This window comes from Pedobacter kyungheensis, from assembly GCF_000812965.1.
Lineage (GTDB): Bacteria > Bacteroidota > Bacteroidia > Sphingobacteriales > Sphingobacteriaceae > Pedobacter > Pedobacter kyungheensis.
This window is the reverse complement of record NZ_JSYN01000019.1, coordinates 1-14,830: the sequence shown is the minus strand read 5'-3', so window position 1 is coordinate 14,830 and position 14,830 is coordinate 1. Positions and strand designations below refer to the sequence as shown.

At 40.0% G+C, this 14,830-nt stretch carries 12 protein-coding genes; 10 read left to right on the top strand and 2 right to left on the bottom strand.

Annotated features, from left to right (window positions below):
- Nucleotides 1-256 precede the first annotated feature (256 nt).
- Together ispG and OC25_RS15930 are read left to right on the top strand one after the other, a co-directional pair.
- Nucleotides 257-2,236, top strand: a complete 1,980-nt coding sequence (ispG, locus tag OC25_RS15935; protein WP_082018622.1) for a (E)-4-hydroxy-3-methylbut-2-enyl-diphosphate synthase — start codon at nt 257-259, stop codon at nt 2,234-2,236.
- Between the two features lie 91 nt (nt 2,237-2,327).
- Complete coding sequence (locus OC25_RS15930) at nt 2,328-3,602, top strand: mechanosensitive ion channel family protein (protein ID WP_039477996.1); 1,275 nt, start codon at nt 2,328-2,330, stop codon at nt 3,600-3,602.
- A 14-nt stretch (nt 3,603-3,616) separates the two neighbouring features.
- On the opposite strand, the gene OC25_RS15925 is transcribed toward OC25_RS15930, so the two are convergent.
- Nucleotides 3,617-4,141 (bottom strand): hypothetical protein, encoded by a 525-nt coding sequence (locus OC25_RS15925; RefSeq protein ID WP_039477994.1) that lies wholly within the window; start codon nt 4,139-4,141, stop codon nt 3,617-3,619.
- Nucleotides 4,142-4,168: 27 nt separating this feature from the next.
- Complete coding sequence (locus tag OC25_RS15920; RefSeq protein ID WP_039477990.1) at nt 4,169-4,996, bottom strand: alpha/beta hydrolase family protein; 828 nt, start codon at nt 4,994-4,996, stop codon at nt 4,169-4,171.
- Between the two features lie 385 nt (nt 4,997-5,381).
- On the opposite strand from OC25_RS15920, the gene hemA reads away from it, so the two are divergent.
- The 8 genes from hemA (at nt 5,382) to hemE (ending at nt 14,732) form a co-directional block, all read left to right on the top strand.
- Nucleotides 5,382-6,608 carry a glutamyl-tRNA reductase gene (hemA, locus tag OC25_RS15915; RefSeq protein WP_039477987.1) on the top strand — a complete coding sequence of 409 codons (1,227 nt, stop codon included), beginning with the start codon at nt 5,382-5,384 and terminating at the stop codon, nt 6,606-6,608.
- A gap of 324 nt (nt 6,609-6,932) precedes the next feature.
- Nucleotides 6,933-8,513 (top strand): hydroxymethylbilane synthase, encoded by a 1,581-nt coding sequence (gene hemC / locus OC25_RS15910; RefSeq protein ID WP_209435606.1) that lies wholly within the window; start codon nt 6,933-6,935, stop codon nt 8,511-8,513.
- A gap of 221 nt (nt 8,514-8,734) precedes the next feature.
- Complete coding sequence (gene hemB, locus OC25_RS15905; protein ID WP_039477981.1) at nt 8,735-9,703, top strand: porphobilinogen synthase; 969 nt, start codon at nt 8,735-8,737, stop codon at nt 9,701-9,703.
- A gap of 146 nt (nt 9,704-9,849) precedes the next feature.
- Nucleotides 9,850-11,220, top strand: a complete 1,371-nt coding sequence (gene hemL / locus OC25_RS15900; protein WP_052266261.1) for a glutamate-1-semialdehyde 2,1-aminomutase — start codon at nt 9,850-9,852, stop codon at nt 11,218-11,220.
- A gap of 199 nt (nt 11,221-11,419) precedes the next feature.
- Entirely contained in the window at nt 11,420-12,286 is an 867-nt protein-coding gene (locus tag OC25_RS15895; RefSeq protein ID WP_039477979.1) for a sensor histidine kinase, read from the top strand.
- Between the two features lie 8 nt (nt 12,287-12,294).
- Complete coding sequence (locus OC25_RS15890) at nt 12,295-12,999, top strand: response regulator transcription factor (protein ID WP_039477978.1); 705 nt, start codon at nt 12,295-12,297, stop codon at nt 12,997-12,999.
- Nucleotides 12,999-13,514: a hypothetical protein gene (locus OC25_RS15885; RefSeq protein WP_039477977.1), complete on the top strand. Its 516-nt coding sequence runs from the start codon at nt 12,999-13,001 to the stop codon at nt 13,512-13,514. The genes OC25_RS15890 and OC25_RS15885 overlap by 1 nt, the downstream gene beginning before the upstream one ends.
- A 192-nt stretch (nt 13,515-13,706) precedes the next feature.
- The gene (gene hemE / locus OC25_RS15880) at nt 13,707-14,732 is read left to right on the top strand and encodes a uroporphyrinogen decarboxylase (protein ID WP_039477974.1); all 1,026 of its coding nucleotides are present in this window, start codon (nt 13,707-13,709) and stop codon (nt 14,730-14,732) included.
- Nucleotides 14,733-14,830 lie beyond the last annotated feature (98 nt).

The following is a 14,830-nucleotide window of genomic DNA, read 5'->3' as shown; positions in this document are numbered from 1 at the left end:
AAAGTATGCCGCTTCCATCCCGTTTATGAAACTTAGGGCGGTGCAAAGTGGCCAAACCCACCCAGCGTTAAAAAATAAACCCGATCAAAGCGAGATGCAGGTTTTTTCATCGGCAGAAGCGGGAGCGGGGCCGTATTTGCCAAATGATACTGCGCTTTCATTTCCAAAAAAAATAATTTTGTCTTTATAATCCGGTTGATTTAATTACAACTTTCCAACATTAAAACCTACGTACAATCCTTATCTTTGCATGCAAATGGAAAAAATATTGGCAAAACACGATTTGGCAGGAGGATATTGCAATAGTTTAACAACTTATTCGAGGTATTTAACCCGCGAGGTAAATATCGGCGATATCGCTTTAGGCGGTCACAATCCCATTCGTATCCAATCGATGACGACTACTGATACCATGGACACTCTGGCCACGGTTGAGCAAACAATCCGCATGGTTGAGTCGGGTTGCGAGTATGTTCGTATTACCGCACCAAGCATTAAAGAAGCCGAAAACCTGGCCAATATCAAGAAAGAGCTGCGTTACAGGGGCTATAATGTGCCTTTAATTGCCGATATCCATTTTACACCCAATGCTGCCGAAATGGCTGCGCGGATTGTAGAAAAAGTGCGCGTAAACCCAGGTAATTACGCAGATAAAAAGAAATTCGAAAACATAGAGTATACACAAGACGCTTACAATGCCGAGCTGAGCCGGATTTACAAGAAGTTTATCCCGCTGGTTAAAATCTGTAAAGAATACGGTACGGCTATGCGCATTGGCACCAATCATGGCTCGCTCTCCGACCGGATTATGAGCCATTACGGGGATACACCTCGTGGAATGGTCGAATCGGCAATGGAGTTTATCCGCATGTGCGAAGACCAGAATTATTATAATCTGGTTATTTCTATGAAAGCCAGTAACACGCAGGTAATGGTGCAGGCTTATCGTTTGCTGGTCGAAACCATGGCTAAAGAGGGCATGAATTATCCTTTGCACCTGGGTGTAACCGAAGCGGGCGATGGCGAAGATGGCCGCATTAAATCGGCTGTTGGTATTGGTACCTTGCTTGAAGATGGTTTAGGCGATACCATTCGCGTTTCTTTAACCGAAGATCCCGAATTTGAAGCTCCCGTAGCCAAAGCTTTAGCAGATCGGTATACTTTGAGGAGTCAGAAGTCAGAAGTCGGGAGTCCGGAGTCGACCAGTCTACGCCCTACGCTTAGCGCTCAGCGCCAAACTTATTCTCCTTACGAGTACAACCGCCGCGTTACTGCCCCTGTACAGCACATTGGCGGGCATCATCATCCGGTAGTGATGATCGATGTTTCGAAAGAAAATTTAAAAGATCCTTATTTCTTAAGTGCTGTAGGTTACAATTACAGTGCAGGTTTAGATAAATACAATTTGGCCGATCAGGCATGCGATTTAGCTTATTTGGGCGATAATCTGCCTTCTTTTTCTTTTCCAGGCAATTTAAAACAGGTGTACAATTACTCAACCTGGTTAAAACTGCAAGACAAAAATAACTGCCATCCCTTATTTTCACTTGAAGAATTTGTCCAGGCAGAGATTAAGGACGAACTGTTAAACTTTGTTGAGGTAGATGCCGGAACTTTCCAACCTTCCAACCTTCAAACATTGCAACCTAATGTTGTTTTAATTTTAAAGACATCAGCTGTACATGGCATGGCCGAACAGCGTACATTTTTTACAGCCCTGCAAGCACAAAATATTCAGGTTCCCGTAATCATTAAACGAAGCTATGAGGATGCAGATGCCGATAATTTAATGCTTTATGCTGCAACCGATTTAGGCGCTTTGCTTACCGATGGTTTCGGTGATGGGGTTTGGATTGATGCGCAAGGACAAAATCTTGCACTGATCAATTCAACAAGTTTTGGTATTTTACAGGCTACGCGTACCCGTATCAGTAAAACCGAATATATTTCGTGCCCAAGCTGTGGTCGTACACTTTTCGATCTGCAGGAAACCACACAACTCATTCGTTCGCGTACCGACCATTTGAAAGGCATTAAAATCGGTATTATGGGCTGTATCGTAAACGGACCTGGCGAAATGGCCGATGCCGATTATGGTTATGTAGGCACCGGACCCGATAAAATTACCTTATATCGCGGTAAAGAAGTGGTAAAGAAAAATGTAACTACGGCTTATGCCTTAGATGAATTGATCGATATCATTAAAGGTGACGGCAACTGGGTAGAGAAAAACTAATTTTTTGCGCCGAGGTCTGTGTCCTCACAGACCACAATAAGGCCCACTATCATCATTTAATTTTCTGCCCAATAAATACTAAATTGCCTTGATGAATATTCCCGAGTTTCATTCTCTTTTTAACGAACTTCGAAACTGGCTCAGTGGCAAAGGCCTTTCAGGCAACGAGCTGGTGTATGCCTATTTTTTCATAGGCATTATCGGGGTAGTATTGTTTTTATTCATCACTATTTTCTTAACCAGGCAAATTTTTATTGGCGTGGTTAAAAGTGCAAAAACCAAATCCGACTGGCAAAAAGCTTTATTCGAATTTAGGGTATTCAGGGCTTTTGCTTTAATTTTTGGCGCTTATATCATTTACAATGCCGTTCCTCATGTATTTGTTTATTTTAAGAACTGGCTTTTTTATGCACTCATTTTTGCTAAAATCTACATGGTTTTGGCCGTCATGTTTGCGGTAAATGCTTTTCTCAATGCGGTGGTTTCTATTATGGAATCATCAAAAAAGTATGCCGATAAACCCATCAGGAGTTATAAGCAGGTAGCTAAAATTGTTTTTTACATCGTAGGTTTCGTACTTATCCTGTCCATTCTGTTAAACGAATCGCCATTGTATATTTTTGGTGGTTTTGGTGCAGTTACCGCAGTTTTTATCCTCGTTTTCCGCGATCCGATTTTAGGTTTCGTAGCTTCTGTTCAAATGAGTGCTATTGATCTGGTTCGGGTGGGCGATTGGATTACCGTCGAAAAATATGGTGCCGATGGCGAGGTAACCGAAATTAATTTAACTACCATTAAGGTGCGCAACTGGGATAAAACCGTAACCATTGTGCCGAGTTATGCTATTGTAAGCGAATCGTTTAAAAACTGGCGGGCCATGGAAGAAAGCGAAGGGCGGAGGATTAAACGGCACATTAACATTAAAATTTCGAGTATTAAATTTTGCGACGAAGAACTGATCGGGCGCTTGCAGAGTATCGATTTTTTAAAAGATTATTTAAAAGAAACCCAGCAACACATCGCTACTTTTAATGCCGAGCATACTGTAAATCCGAATAACCTGGTAAACGGTCGCCACATGACTAATATAGGTACTTTTAGGGTTTATGCCGAAAAATACCTGCAAAGCAACCCATACATCAATACCGATTTAACCTTTATGGTGAGGCAGTTACAGGCTACAGAAAATGGCCTTCCCATCGAAATTTATGTGTTTTCGAAAGAGAAAGGCCTCAAGAAATTTGAAGAAGTAGCAGCCGATATCTTCGATCATTTGCTGGCTGCTGTACCTTATTTCGACCTCGAAATTTTCCAAAGCCCAAGTGGCAGCGATATGCGTAATTTGGTGAGGAGAGGGGATGATTAATATTGGCTGATACGCTAAAAATAATTCCTGCCGAAGTAATTTCGTAAGAAAATCAATGAAATAATAATTAAAAAGACCAAAATTCCCTGTAGGGTGGTGTTTTGTGCTAATTTTTTGTTGAAGTAAAGTATTGTCGCAATCACAATGCCAATGATTGTAGTAATCAGGCCCAATAATTCTTCGTTAATTAGACGGGATTTGCAGATAATGATCTTATTAGGTTTCTTTAGACCGTAATACAGGATAAAACCTGTTATTTTTGATCTGTAAATTAACAATGAGTCGTTATGGTTTGTCTCATTGAAAAGCAGGGCCGGGATTTTGTATGTCTTAGTTGGAGTTTGAGCGTTGAAAATATATGTCCTTCCGTTGCTTGAACGACCACCCCAAAAATCATTAATAAATTCTGACTTTGATTTTACCGGAGAAAAATTACTATCCAGAAAAATAATCAGACATGAAAATAAAGTTAAGGCAATTGTGGCCTGCTTTAATATCGTTTTGTTGGAATCTGAAAGGTTAATTCGATCTTGAGCCATAAAATATAATGGCTCAAGATAAGTAATTTACGCTTCCTCCAAAAACATCAAAACCTTCTCGCAAACTTTAAACAAATGTGGCGGTAAACTTTCACCGCTATAAGGTTGCGATGCGCCATAAACATGGTTGGCACCTTCAATTTTTACCAGTCTGCTCGCCGGGTTGGCATCTGCAAGTTGCTGTGCAGTTTCAAACGGAACATTTACATCATCATCGCCCTGCACAATTAACCAGGGAATATTAACCCGTTTGGCAGCTTCTAAAATATTTAGTGTAGCCGCGTTTTCCTCAAAATCTTTTAACAGGCTTACATTTAACGGCATTTGCTCTTTGGTTCTTGCATTGGTTACAAAGATTTTTCCATTCTTTTTCCACTCCGCTTCCTGCTCTTTTTTCCAAAGGCTGCTAAAATCAGCAATGGCACTCCAGGTAATCAGTTTATTAATTCTTAAATCGTTGGCTGCTTCAATAATCGATAAGCCTCCACCGCGACTATGGCCAATTAAATTCACCTTAGTGTCGGCCCCGTAAGCTTTTTCTATGTAATCGAGCACAGCATTTACATCAAACAGCTCTTTCGATACGGTATTGCTGGCAAAAGTTTCGAGATCGGTCACATCCTTTGGATGATCGGTTGGTACGCCACTATGCGATAAATTAAATTTGATATACCGGTAACCATTGCTGGCAAAATGCCTGGCCACCAGGTTGTGTGCGCCCCAATCTTTAAAGCCTTTAAAGCCATGTACAAAAAGGATAATGGGCGTGTTCGGATTTTTTTCGTCGAAAGTAATGTCGCCAATAATTAGTTTTCCATCGGCTCCGCTAAGGCTAAAATCGTTTTGTGTAATCATCGTTTTTAGGTATTGATATAAAATATAAACCTGCAAATTAAGATTTTGTTGTCCGTTTTTGAAAGTACCGGGTTTTGCCTGTTATTTTCATTTTTTGCATCACAATAAATCCCGTATTAACAAAGTTAAAGATTAAAATACTTGGGCAGGCAACCATTTAGTTCTAAATCCGTAATATCAATAAGTGGATCAAATGGGTTGGAAACCAGCCAGAACGGAATTGAAAGTTTAAAATCTGGCCTTGTTTTTAAGGTCTTTAAAAGGATTGTCAGCGCTGTATAGCTATTTAGAGCCGTTCTAAATTAATGTAAATTACAGATTAATGACGCTGACATGCACCAACCATGTTACTTTTGTATCCCGATAATAGTTAATAACGGAGCAATTGGAATATTTAAAAGTAATAGCTTTTACGCATCACCACATCGACCTGAAATCTTTAGGGAAGTTAGTTATATGTGATCAGAGTCTGGATAGCAGGTTGAAGAATATTCAATCAGAGCTTCCGGTAAGCGAAATTTTTTATATCGGTACTTGCAACCGTGTAGAGTTTGTTTTTCTGACTAAAGAAAAAACCGACAAAGAATTTGTAACCAGGTTTCTTACTGTTTTAGACATGGGCTTGCCGCCTGAGTTTATGGAGCGTTTCCTGGATAATGTAACTGTTTACGAAAACGAAGAAGCCTTTAACCATTTATTAAGAACCTCTTGCTCTTTAGAGAGTTTGGTGGTTGGCGAAAAGGAAATTCTGGCGCAAATCCGCAGGGCTTACGAGAACTGTCGCGATGCTGGTTTTACAGGCGATTACATGCGTATGATTATGGATCGCGTGGTTAAGACGGCCAAAGAAGTTTATACCCATACCAATATTTCAAAAAATCCGGTTTCGGTGGTATCATTGGCTTACCGCAAGTTAAAAGAGTTAAACATGTGTGGTAACTCGCGTGTTTTAATTATTGGCGCCGGCGAAACCAATCAGAATATTGCCAAATACCTGAATAAACATAAATACTCTAATTTTTCTGTTTTCAACCGTACTTTGTCTAAAGCCGAGTCGTTGGCCGAAGAGTTAAACGGTAAAGCCTATCCACTTACTGCGCTCGAAGATTTTAAAGAAGGATTTGATGTAATTATTACCTGTACAGGTGCTACTGAGGCCATTATCGACGAAAAACTTTATGCTAAATTGCTTAACGGCGATACCAGTAAAAAAGTAATTGTAGATTTAGCTATACCTAACGATGTTGCCCCTGCGGTAATCCACAACAACCCGGTTCATTATATCGAGGTCGAATCTTTAAAAGAAGTGGCCCGTAAAAATATCCAGGAGCGTTATAACGAACTTGTTCACGCCGAAGATATTATCAGCAACAACATCACCGAGTTTTTCTCAGTTTTAAAACAACGCCGCATCGAAATTGCCATGCAAGAGGTGCCCAGAAAGATTAAAGAAATCAAAAACACCGCTATCAATGGTATTTTTGCCGAAGAAATTAGTCAGATGGATGAAGCATCACGCGAGGTTTTAGAACGTGTAATGAACTACATGGAGAAAAAATACATCAGTGTACCAATGGTTATGGCCAAAGAAATTCTGGTTAATCAATCTTAAATTTAACCGCAAAGTACGCAAAGCCAAGGCGCAAAGAGCGCAAAGCTATTTGTTTTTTATTGTTACTATTTTCCCTTTGCTGTCATTCTGAACACAGTGAAGAATCTCATTGTAAATAAGTTTTTCAATACAATTGATTAAATTGATTAAGTGTAAGATGGTAACATCTTACACCACGGCTATACTCAGAATGACAAAGCTTATCACCTAATGTCATAGAAATCCCCTTAATTACGCCCTCTGTAACCTCACTGTCTCATTTTTAAACAAATCATGGTATAAACCACTATTTAATTTAAATTTGCAGCTCATTTAATCTTAATAGTGAAGAAATTAACCATCGGAACACGCGGTAGCGACCTGGCTTTATGGCAGGCTAATCATATTCAAAATGAATTGGCAGCTATTGGAATAGAAGCAGAGATAAAAATCATTAAAACGCAGGGCGATAAAATCCTGAATTTAAGATTGGACAAATTGGAAGGCAAAGGTTTTTTTACCAAAGAACTGGAAGAAGAGCTTTTGGCCGGAACAATTGATCTGGCTGTACACTGCCTTAAAGATTTGCCTACAACACACCCTGAAGGATTAACCATTGCGGCTTTGCCTCCACGCGAAGAAGCGAGCGAGTATCTGTTAATTTTAAAAGATTGTGTAGATGTTTCGCAGAAACTATCGCTTAAAAAAGGTGCCATGGTAGGTACTTCATCTAACCGCCGTAAAGCCCAGCTTTTGGGTTTACGTCCGGATTTAGAAGTAGAAGATCTGCGCGGAAACGTGCCTACCCGCATTGGTAAACTGCGCGATGAGGATTATGATGCGATTTTAATTGCTAAGGCCGGTGTAAAGCGCTTAGGTTTGGATGTAAGCGATTTACACATCGAAGAACTCGAAACTACCGAATTTATACCTGCACCTGCACAAGGTGCCCTGGCCATTCAGATCAGGGAAAATGATACCGAACTTTTCGATGCATTACAAAAACTGCACGATCCGGCTACTGCCGAAGAAGTGGGCGTTGAACGTAAAGTACTAAATCTTTTTGAAGGGGGCTGTCACATGCCTTTGGGCTGTTACTGTAAAAAGGAAAACGGCCAGTTTGAAGTGTGGACTGCAAAGGCCGAAACTGCCGATCATTTTCCTGAACGTTTGTTTTTACGTGCCGAAACAACAGAAGGCCTGGCCGAAAAAATTGTGGCCAAGTTCAATGCAGAAAGAAAAAAACCGGCAAAGGTTTTCATTTCCCGCGAAATTGGCGAACACAGTTATTTCCGCCGTGCATTAGAAAATAATGATATTGAAATTGAAGGACGTTCATTAATCCGTACGTTCCCGATTGTTACCGTTTTAGATCAGTTTATTCTGCGTCATGTAGATTGGATTTTCTTCAGCAGCCGAAACAGTGTCGAATACTTTTTCAACCTGAAACCAGTGCTGCCAAAGAAAACCAAGTTTGGTGTGGTAGGCAGAGGCTCAGAAGATGCTTTACGTAAGTTTAACCATTTTGCCGATTTTGTTGGTGCAAGTGGCGATATTACCGAAGTTGCTGAAGATTTTGCAAAATTGGTTGGCGGACAGCAAATTTTATTCCCACGTGCACAGGATTCACTACAATCAATCCAGAAGTCGTTGCCGGCAGATGCTAAAATTATCGACTTACCGATTTACGAAACGGTAATTGAAGATGATATCGACCAGAGCTATGCCGATGTGCTGATTTTTACCAGCCCATCGAACGTGGATGCTTATTTCGCCGATAATTTATTGGAGCCTGGTCAGCAGGTAATTGCCATTGGTAACTCTACTGGTAAGAAATTCGACGAAATGGGGGTGAAATATGCTTTGCCTTATTCGCCCGATGAAATTGGATTGGCCGAAGCGGTGTTTGGGATAGAGATGAGATAGGAAGGGTTTGAGGTATAGGGTGTAAGGTTTTTTAAGCTAAAAGATTTTTATTCTGTAATAATTTATCCAAATATCATCCAAAGATCCGTTTGAGCATCCCGCAAGGGAGTAAAAAGATACTCAAGTCTTGATACCCGAATCTCAAGTCTTGATACTAAATACAATAAAATATTCAGGTCTTGATACTAAAATCATGATACTTGATACTAATAATACAAAAAATGTTACATCGTCCGCGTAGATTAAGAAAAAATCCATTAGTGAGAGAGATGGTGGCCGAAACCCGGTTATCAAAAGATATGTTTGTGTACCCTTATTTTGTGGTGCCTGGTAAAAATGTTACCCATGCTATTGATGCCATGCCAGGTGTTAACCATTATTCGGTTGATACCCTGGTGCAAGATGTAGAAGCCGGATTAAAAAAAGGGCTCAACAAAATTATGTTATTTGGGGTTGGCGACGAAAAGTCGGCTGATGCCAAATCGGCTTATCACGATCATTCGCTTGTACCAACTGCAGTTCGTGAGCTTAAAAAACAATTTGGCGAAGATTTATATGTTGTAACCGATGTTTGTGTGTGTTCGTACACCACGCATGGGCACTGCGGCATTTTGGAGAACGATTACGTGCAGAACGATAAAACGGTTGAAGTGATTGCCAAAATGGCCTTAACGCATGCAGAGGCTGGTGCTGATATGTTTGCGCCTTCGGATATGATGGATGGAAGGATTGCTGCCATGCGCAATCTTTTAGATGAAAATGGTTTTGTAAATGCTGCTATCATGAGCCACGCAACCAAGTTTGCTTCTGCTTATTATGGCCCTTTCAGAGAGGCTGCCGATTGTGCGCCAAGCAAAGGCGACAGAAAAGCATACCAGATGGATTTCAGAAACCCGTTGGAAGCTTTACGCGAAGCGCAATTAGATGAGCAGGAAGGAGCCGATGTTTTAATGGTAAAACCCGGATTAGCCTATCTCGACATCATTCAGCGCTTAAAACAAGACACCAATTTACCAATTGCCGTTTACAATGTTTCGGGCGAATACTCGATGGTAAAAGCAGCAGCCGAACGCGGTTGGATTGACGAACAAAAAGTGGTTATGGAAACCATGCACGCCTTCGCAAGAGCCGGAGCAAGTATTATTACTACTTACCACATTAAAGATATTTTAAATAATAATTGGCTATAGAGGTGGAAGGTTGAGGGTTTAAGGCTTAAGGTTTTCCTGCAAATCCCATATTTCCATTTTTATAAATAATACATAGGTACCTGGTGCTTTATAAGTTTTTGGCTTTTGCCTTAAACCTTAAGCCTTTTACCTTATACCTTAAAAAGATGTTAGATTCATTAAAAAAAATGTTTTCAGGTAACGAAGCCGATATTCCGGTAAATACGGGCAGCAAACCTGATATTTCGAGGGTAAAATCTGCCGAATTGTACGAAAAATCAAAAACGTATTTCCCGGGTGGGGTAAACTCGCCTGTAAGGGCTTTTAAATCTGTTTATGGCACACCGCTTTTCATCGAGAAAGGTGATGGCTGCTTTATCTGGGATGCCGATGGCAATCAGTTTATCGATTTCTGCGGCAGCTGGGGGCCACTGATTTTAGGACACAATAATCCGAAAATCAGAGAGAAAGTAACCGAAGTAATGCAGAATGGTATGAGCTTTGGTGCACCTACGGCTTTAGAAAATGAACTGGCAGAGTTGATTATCAAAAACAACCGTTTTGTAGAAAAAATCCGTTTTACCAGCTCAGGTACCGAGGCCGTAATGTCGGCCATTCGTTTGGCCCGTGGTTTTACCGGTCGCGATAAAATTTTAAAGTTCGAAGGTTGCTACCATGGTCACAGCGATTCGTTGCTGGTAAAGGCTGGTTCGGGCCTGGTAACCTTTGGCGAAACTTCATCGGCAGGGGTACCTAAATCTTTTGCTGAAGAAACCATCGTTGTTCCGTTGAATGACAAAACAGCCATTGAACAGGCTTTTGAGCAGTTTAAAGATCAGATTGCTGCAGTAATTATTGAAGGTATTCCGGCCAATAACGGCTTAATTATGCAGGATGAAGAATATATCCAATTCTTGCGTAAAATTTGTACCGATAATGGTTCGCTTTTAATTTTTGATGAAGTAATTACCGGATTCAGGGTTGGTTTTGAAGGTGCTGCTGCACATTATGGCATTACCCCTGATATTGTAACTTACGGAAAAATTATTGGCGGTGGTTTACCTGTGGGTATGTATGGTGCACGTGCCGAAATTATGGCACATATTTCTCCTGATGGAGGTGTTTACCAGGCCGGAACTTTATCTGGTAATCCCGTAGCCATGGCGGCAGGAATTGCTACTTTGACCGAGCTGAGCAAATCTGGCTTCTATAAAGATTTAAATAACAAAGCACAGGAATTTGTGGCCAGCATTCAACGTTTTGCCACTGCGCGTAACTATAAATTTAAAGTGTTTACCATTGGTTCTATCTTTTGGTTTGCCTTTACTGATAAAGATAAAATCCAGTCGGCCGATGATATTGACGCGGGCAGCATGGAGAAATTTAAAATTATGCATCGCGAATTATTAAACCGCGGAATTTATTTAGGCCCATCGGGATATGAAGTTGGTTTCGTATCTTCAGCACATACCAAGATTGAGCTGGAGAAAGCGAAACGTGCAATATTTGAGGCTTTAGATTTAGTGTTTAAGAAATAAAAGAGGCTTTATTGTTTAACCACAGAGAACGCAGAGTTTTCATAGAGAACAGAGAGGTTGTTCGGGAACCGTCATTGCGAAGAGGAACGACAAAGCCTGCTGATTATAGGCGGGCAATCTTAATGCTATTTGCTATGGTTGGTAAGAAGAACAAATCGGTGTAATCAAACAAATCTGTGGAATCAATCCGAAGGAATAAATGAAGAAATCTATAATCATATTTTACGCATTACTGCTTTACGCATTAATTCAGCTCATTTCGTGGGGTACTTTGGTGGTGCGTTTGCAACCAAGCCGCATGACAATGATTATGGGCGAGGGGTCGGTATTTTTATTTTTGTTATGCTTTGGTGGTTATTTTTTACACCAATCCTTAAAACGTGAAGATAAGTTGCGGGAACAGCAGCAAAATTTCCTCATGTCGATTACACACGAGTTAAAATCGCCGCTGGCAGCCATTAAGCTTTCTATACAAACCATTGTTAAGCGCGATTTGGATAAAGCCAGACAGGTTTCTTTGCTCAATAATTCGTTAAAAGATATTGAACGTTTGGATGATTTGGTCGAGAATATGCTGCTGGCAACCAAGATCGAAAACCGTTCGTATAGTTTCCCAAAAGAGCCATTTAACTTTTCGGAGCTGGTGGCTAAAATTACCGACCGTTTACAAGTACACTCGTGCGGCTGTGAGCAGATCATTAATGCTAAAATTCAGCCAAATTTGCAGCTTGTGGGTGACAAATTTGCCTTATCGTCAGTAGTGACCAATTTAATCGAAAATGCGGTTAAGTATTCTAACCCTTGCGATGAGATAAATGTGCATTTAAACGAAATGGACGGGCATATTCACCTCAGTGTAATGGATAAAGGGCCAGGTATTTCAGATGCCGAAAAAATGTTGATATTTGATAAGTTTTACCGCGTTGGTAACGAGAATGTCAGAAAAGCGAAAGGAACAGGTTTAGGCTTGTTTATTGTGAAAGAGGTTTTACAATACCATGATGCAGATATTACAGTAAAAGACAATCTGCCCCAGGGAAGTATTTTTGAAGTAACATTTAGTTAATCTCAATTATGTCACAAAAATTAAGAATTCTATTGGTAGAAGACGAGGATCACTTGTTAGATGCTATTAAATTAAACCTCGAACTTGAAGGATATAAAGTTCATGCCGTTAAAGATGGCAAAACCGCTCTTAAAGTATTTAAAGAAGAACGTTTTAATCTGATCGTATTAGATGTAATGCTACCCGAAATGGATGGCTTCCAGGTTTGCGAAACCATACGTTTAGAAAATGCAGAAGTTCCGATTATGTTTTTAACAGCTAAAAACACTTCAGAAGACCGTGTTTTAGGGCTAAAAAAAGGAGCCGACGATTATTTGGTTAAACCATTTAACTTAGAAGAATTGATTCTTCGTGTGGGTATTTTGGTTAAACGCAGTTTAAAATCTGACGATTTAAAAGAATTAAACTCTTACAAAATTGGCGATAAAACCATCTATTTTAACTCTTTTGAATTGAAACACGATGATGGTACCATTACACCGTTAACCAAAAAAGAAACCATGTTGTTGAAACTCTTAATTGAGCGTAAAAACGATGCCGTTTCGAGAGAGCAGATTTTAGAAACCGTATGGAATTATGATGTTTATCCTTCAACCAGAACGATCGATAACTTCATTTTAACTTTCCGTAAGTATTTTGAACCGGATCAAAAAAATCCAGTTTATTTTCACTCTATCCGTGGGGTAGGTTATAAATTTACCGATAGTCATTAATGTACAATAATAACGGCAGGTATGCTTTAATGGCAGTTTTTCTGCTGGCAGGTTTGGTTTGTGTTTTTTACCATCAATACCAGTTAGCAGCACTTTCTGCACTTTTACTGGCCTTTGTGATATGGAGCCACTTTAAACACAGTTCTGTTTTAATGGCTTCGAAGCATTTCAAAAACAACGAATTTGGTAAAACCAAAGTCTTGCTGGCCGAAGTAACCAAACCAGAACGTTTAGCCAAAAGCCGCAGAGGTTACTACGAATTTATGCAAGGCAACATGGCATTGAAAGAACAAGACTGGGATAAAGCCGAGTATCACTTTCAATTGGCCAGCCGTTTTCCGATAGGAGGAAAGAATGAGAAAGCTTATGTGCTGATTCATCTGGCTAACCTGGCACTGCGTAAAAAAGACAGGGAAAGGGCTGAAGCTTATACCAAATTAGCCAAAGAACTGGCCGAAACACAAAGGTCGAAAGATATTATTGTAAAAATAGAAAAGGAAATCAGCAAAATATAATAGGACTATTGTCATTTTGAACAACGAAGCGCCAGTTTAGCAATAAAAAGGTACTTCGTTTTTTTTTTATTTATACCTTTGCAAAATTAAAATTTTAGCTCAATCGTCATCCTGAGCGATTTCAGGATCTAGCTAAACAGAGATGCTGAAATAAATTCAGCATGACGATAAATGAAGTACCAAATACAAATCATGAAGAATAATTTATTTTTAGACGCAGCATTTTCAAAACAAACAGAACGTCCACCCGTGTGGATGATGCGCCAGGCAGGCCGTTTTATGCCGCAATATTGGGAGATTAAAAACAAATACTCTTTTTTAGAGATGTGTAAAACCCCAGAAATTGCTGCAGATGTAACGATGTTGCCTGTTGATTTACTGGATATTGATGCTGCAATTTTATTCTGTGATATTTTGGTAACAGGCGAGGCCATGGGTGGCGACTTAAGTTTTACCCAGGGCGTTGGACCAAAATTTGCCAACCCGGTACGTACCGCTCAGGATATCGAAAACCTGAATGTAGATTGTTTAAGCGAATTACAATATGTAGCTGATGCGATTAAAGTGATTCAGCAACGTTTGGATAACAGGATTCCGTTAATCGGTTTTGCCGGTGCTCCTTTTACCGTAATGAGCTATTTAATTGAAGGTGGTTCATCTAAAGATTTTAAGTTAACCAAGCTTTTTATACACAACCAGCCTGAGCTGGCGCACAAACTTTTGGCTAAAATTGCCAAAGTAACTGCCGATTATCTTAACCTGCAGATTGCTGCTGGTGTAAATGCACTTCAAATTTTCGACAGCTGGGCTTTGGCTTTATCATGGAACGATTATCAGGAGTTTTCGCACCGTTACATTCAGGAAATTATTGCCAACTTAAACAGAAAAGACATTCCGGTTATTTCTTTCTGTAAAGGCAGTTCGGTTTTTGCCCCAATTATGGCCGAAGCTAAGCCAGATGTAATTTCGGTTGACTGGAATGCTGATTTATTGAATATTAAAAATGCTTTACCAAAAGGTATTGCCGTACAAGGTAATTTAGACCCACACATTTTATATGCGGATAAAGCGGTGATTAAAGCGCAGATTCACAAATTATTCGAGCGTATGCGCGGTACCGAAGGCTTTATCTTTAACTTGGGTCATGGCATTATGCCTGATATTCCTTTCGATAATGTAAAATATGCGATTGAGGTAGTGAAGGAGTTTAGGTACTAACCAAATTACTTATAAATGCGTCACTCTGATCCGATAACTATCGGATTTATTTCATGGTCTCTTTTAGAATGAGATGCTGAAACAAGTTCAGCATGACG

Bases quoted from the DNA above. Each gene is read 5' to 3' on its own strand.
- ispG (WP_082018622.1), top strand. From the start codon at position 257: ATGGAAAAAATATTGGCAAAACACGATTTGGCAGGAGGATATTGCAAT.
- OC25_RS15930 (WP_039477996.1), top strand. From the start codon at position 2,328: ATGAATATTCCCGAGTTTCATTCTCTTTTTAACGAACTTCGAAACTGG.
- OC25_RS15925 (WP_039477994.1), bottom strand. From the start codon at position 4,141: ATGGCTCAAGATCGAATTAACCTTTCAGATTCCAACAAAACGATATTA.
- OC25_RS15920 (WP_039477990.1), bottom strand. From the start codon at position 4,996: ATGATTACACAAAACGATTTTAGCCTTAGCGGAGCCGATGGAAAACTA.
- hemB (WP_039477981.1), top strand. From the start codon at position 8,735: ATGTTACATCGTCCGCGTAGATTAAGAAAAAATCCATTAGTGAGAGAG.
- hemL (WP_052266261.1), top strand. From the start codon at position 9,850: ATGTTAGATTCATTAAAAAAAATGTTTTCAGGTAACGAAGCCGATATT.
- OC25_RS15895 (WP_039477979.1), top strand. From the start codon at position 11,420: ATGAAGAAATCTATAATCATATTTTACGCATTACTGCTTTACGCATTA.
- OC25_RS15890 (WP_039477978.1), top strand. From the start codon at position 12,295: ATGTCACAAAAATTAAGAATTCTATTGGTAGAAGACGAGGATCACTTG.
- OC25_RS15885 (WP_039477977.1), top strand. From the start codon at position 12,999: ATGTACAATAATAACGGCAGGTATGCTTTAATGGCAGTTTTTCTGCTG.
- hemE (WP_039477974.1), top strand. From the start codon at position 13,707: ATGAAGAATAATTTATTTTTAGACGCAGCATTTTCAAAACAAACAGAA.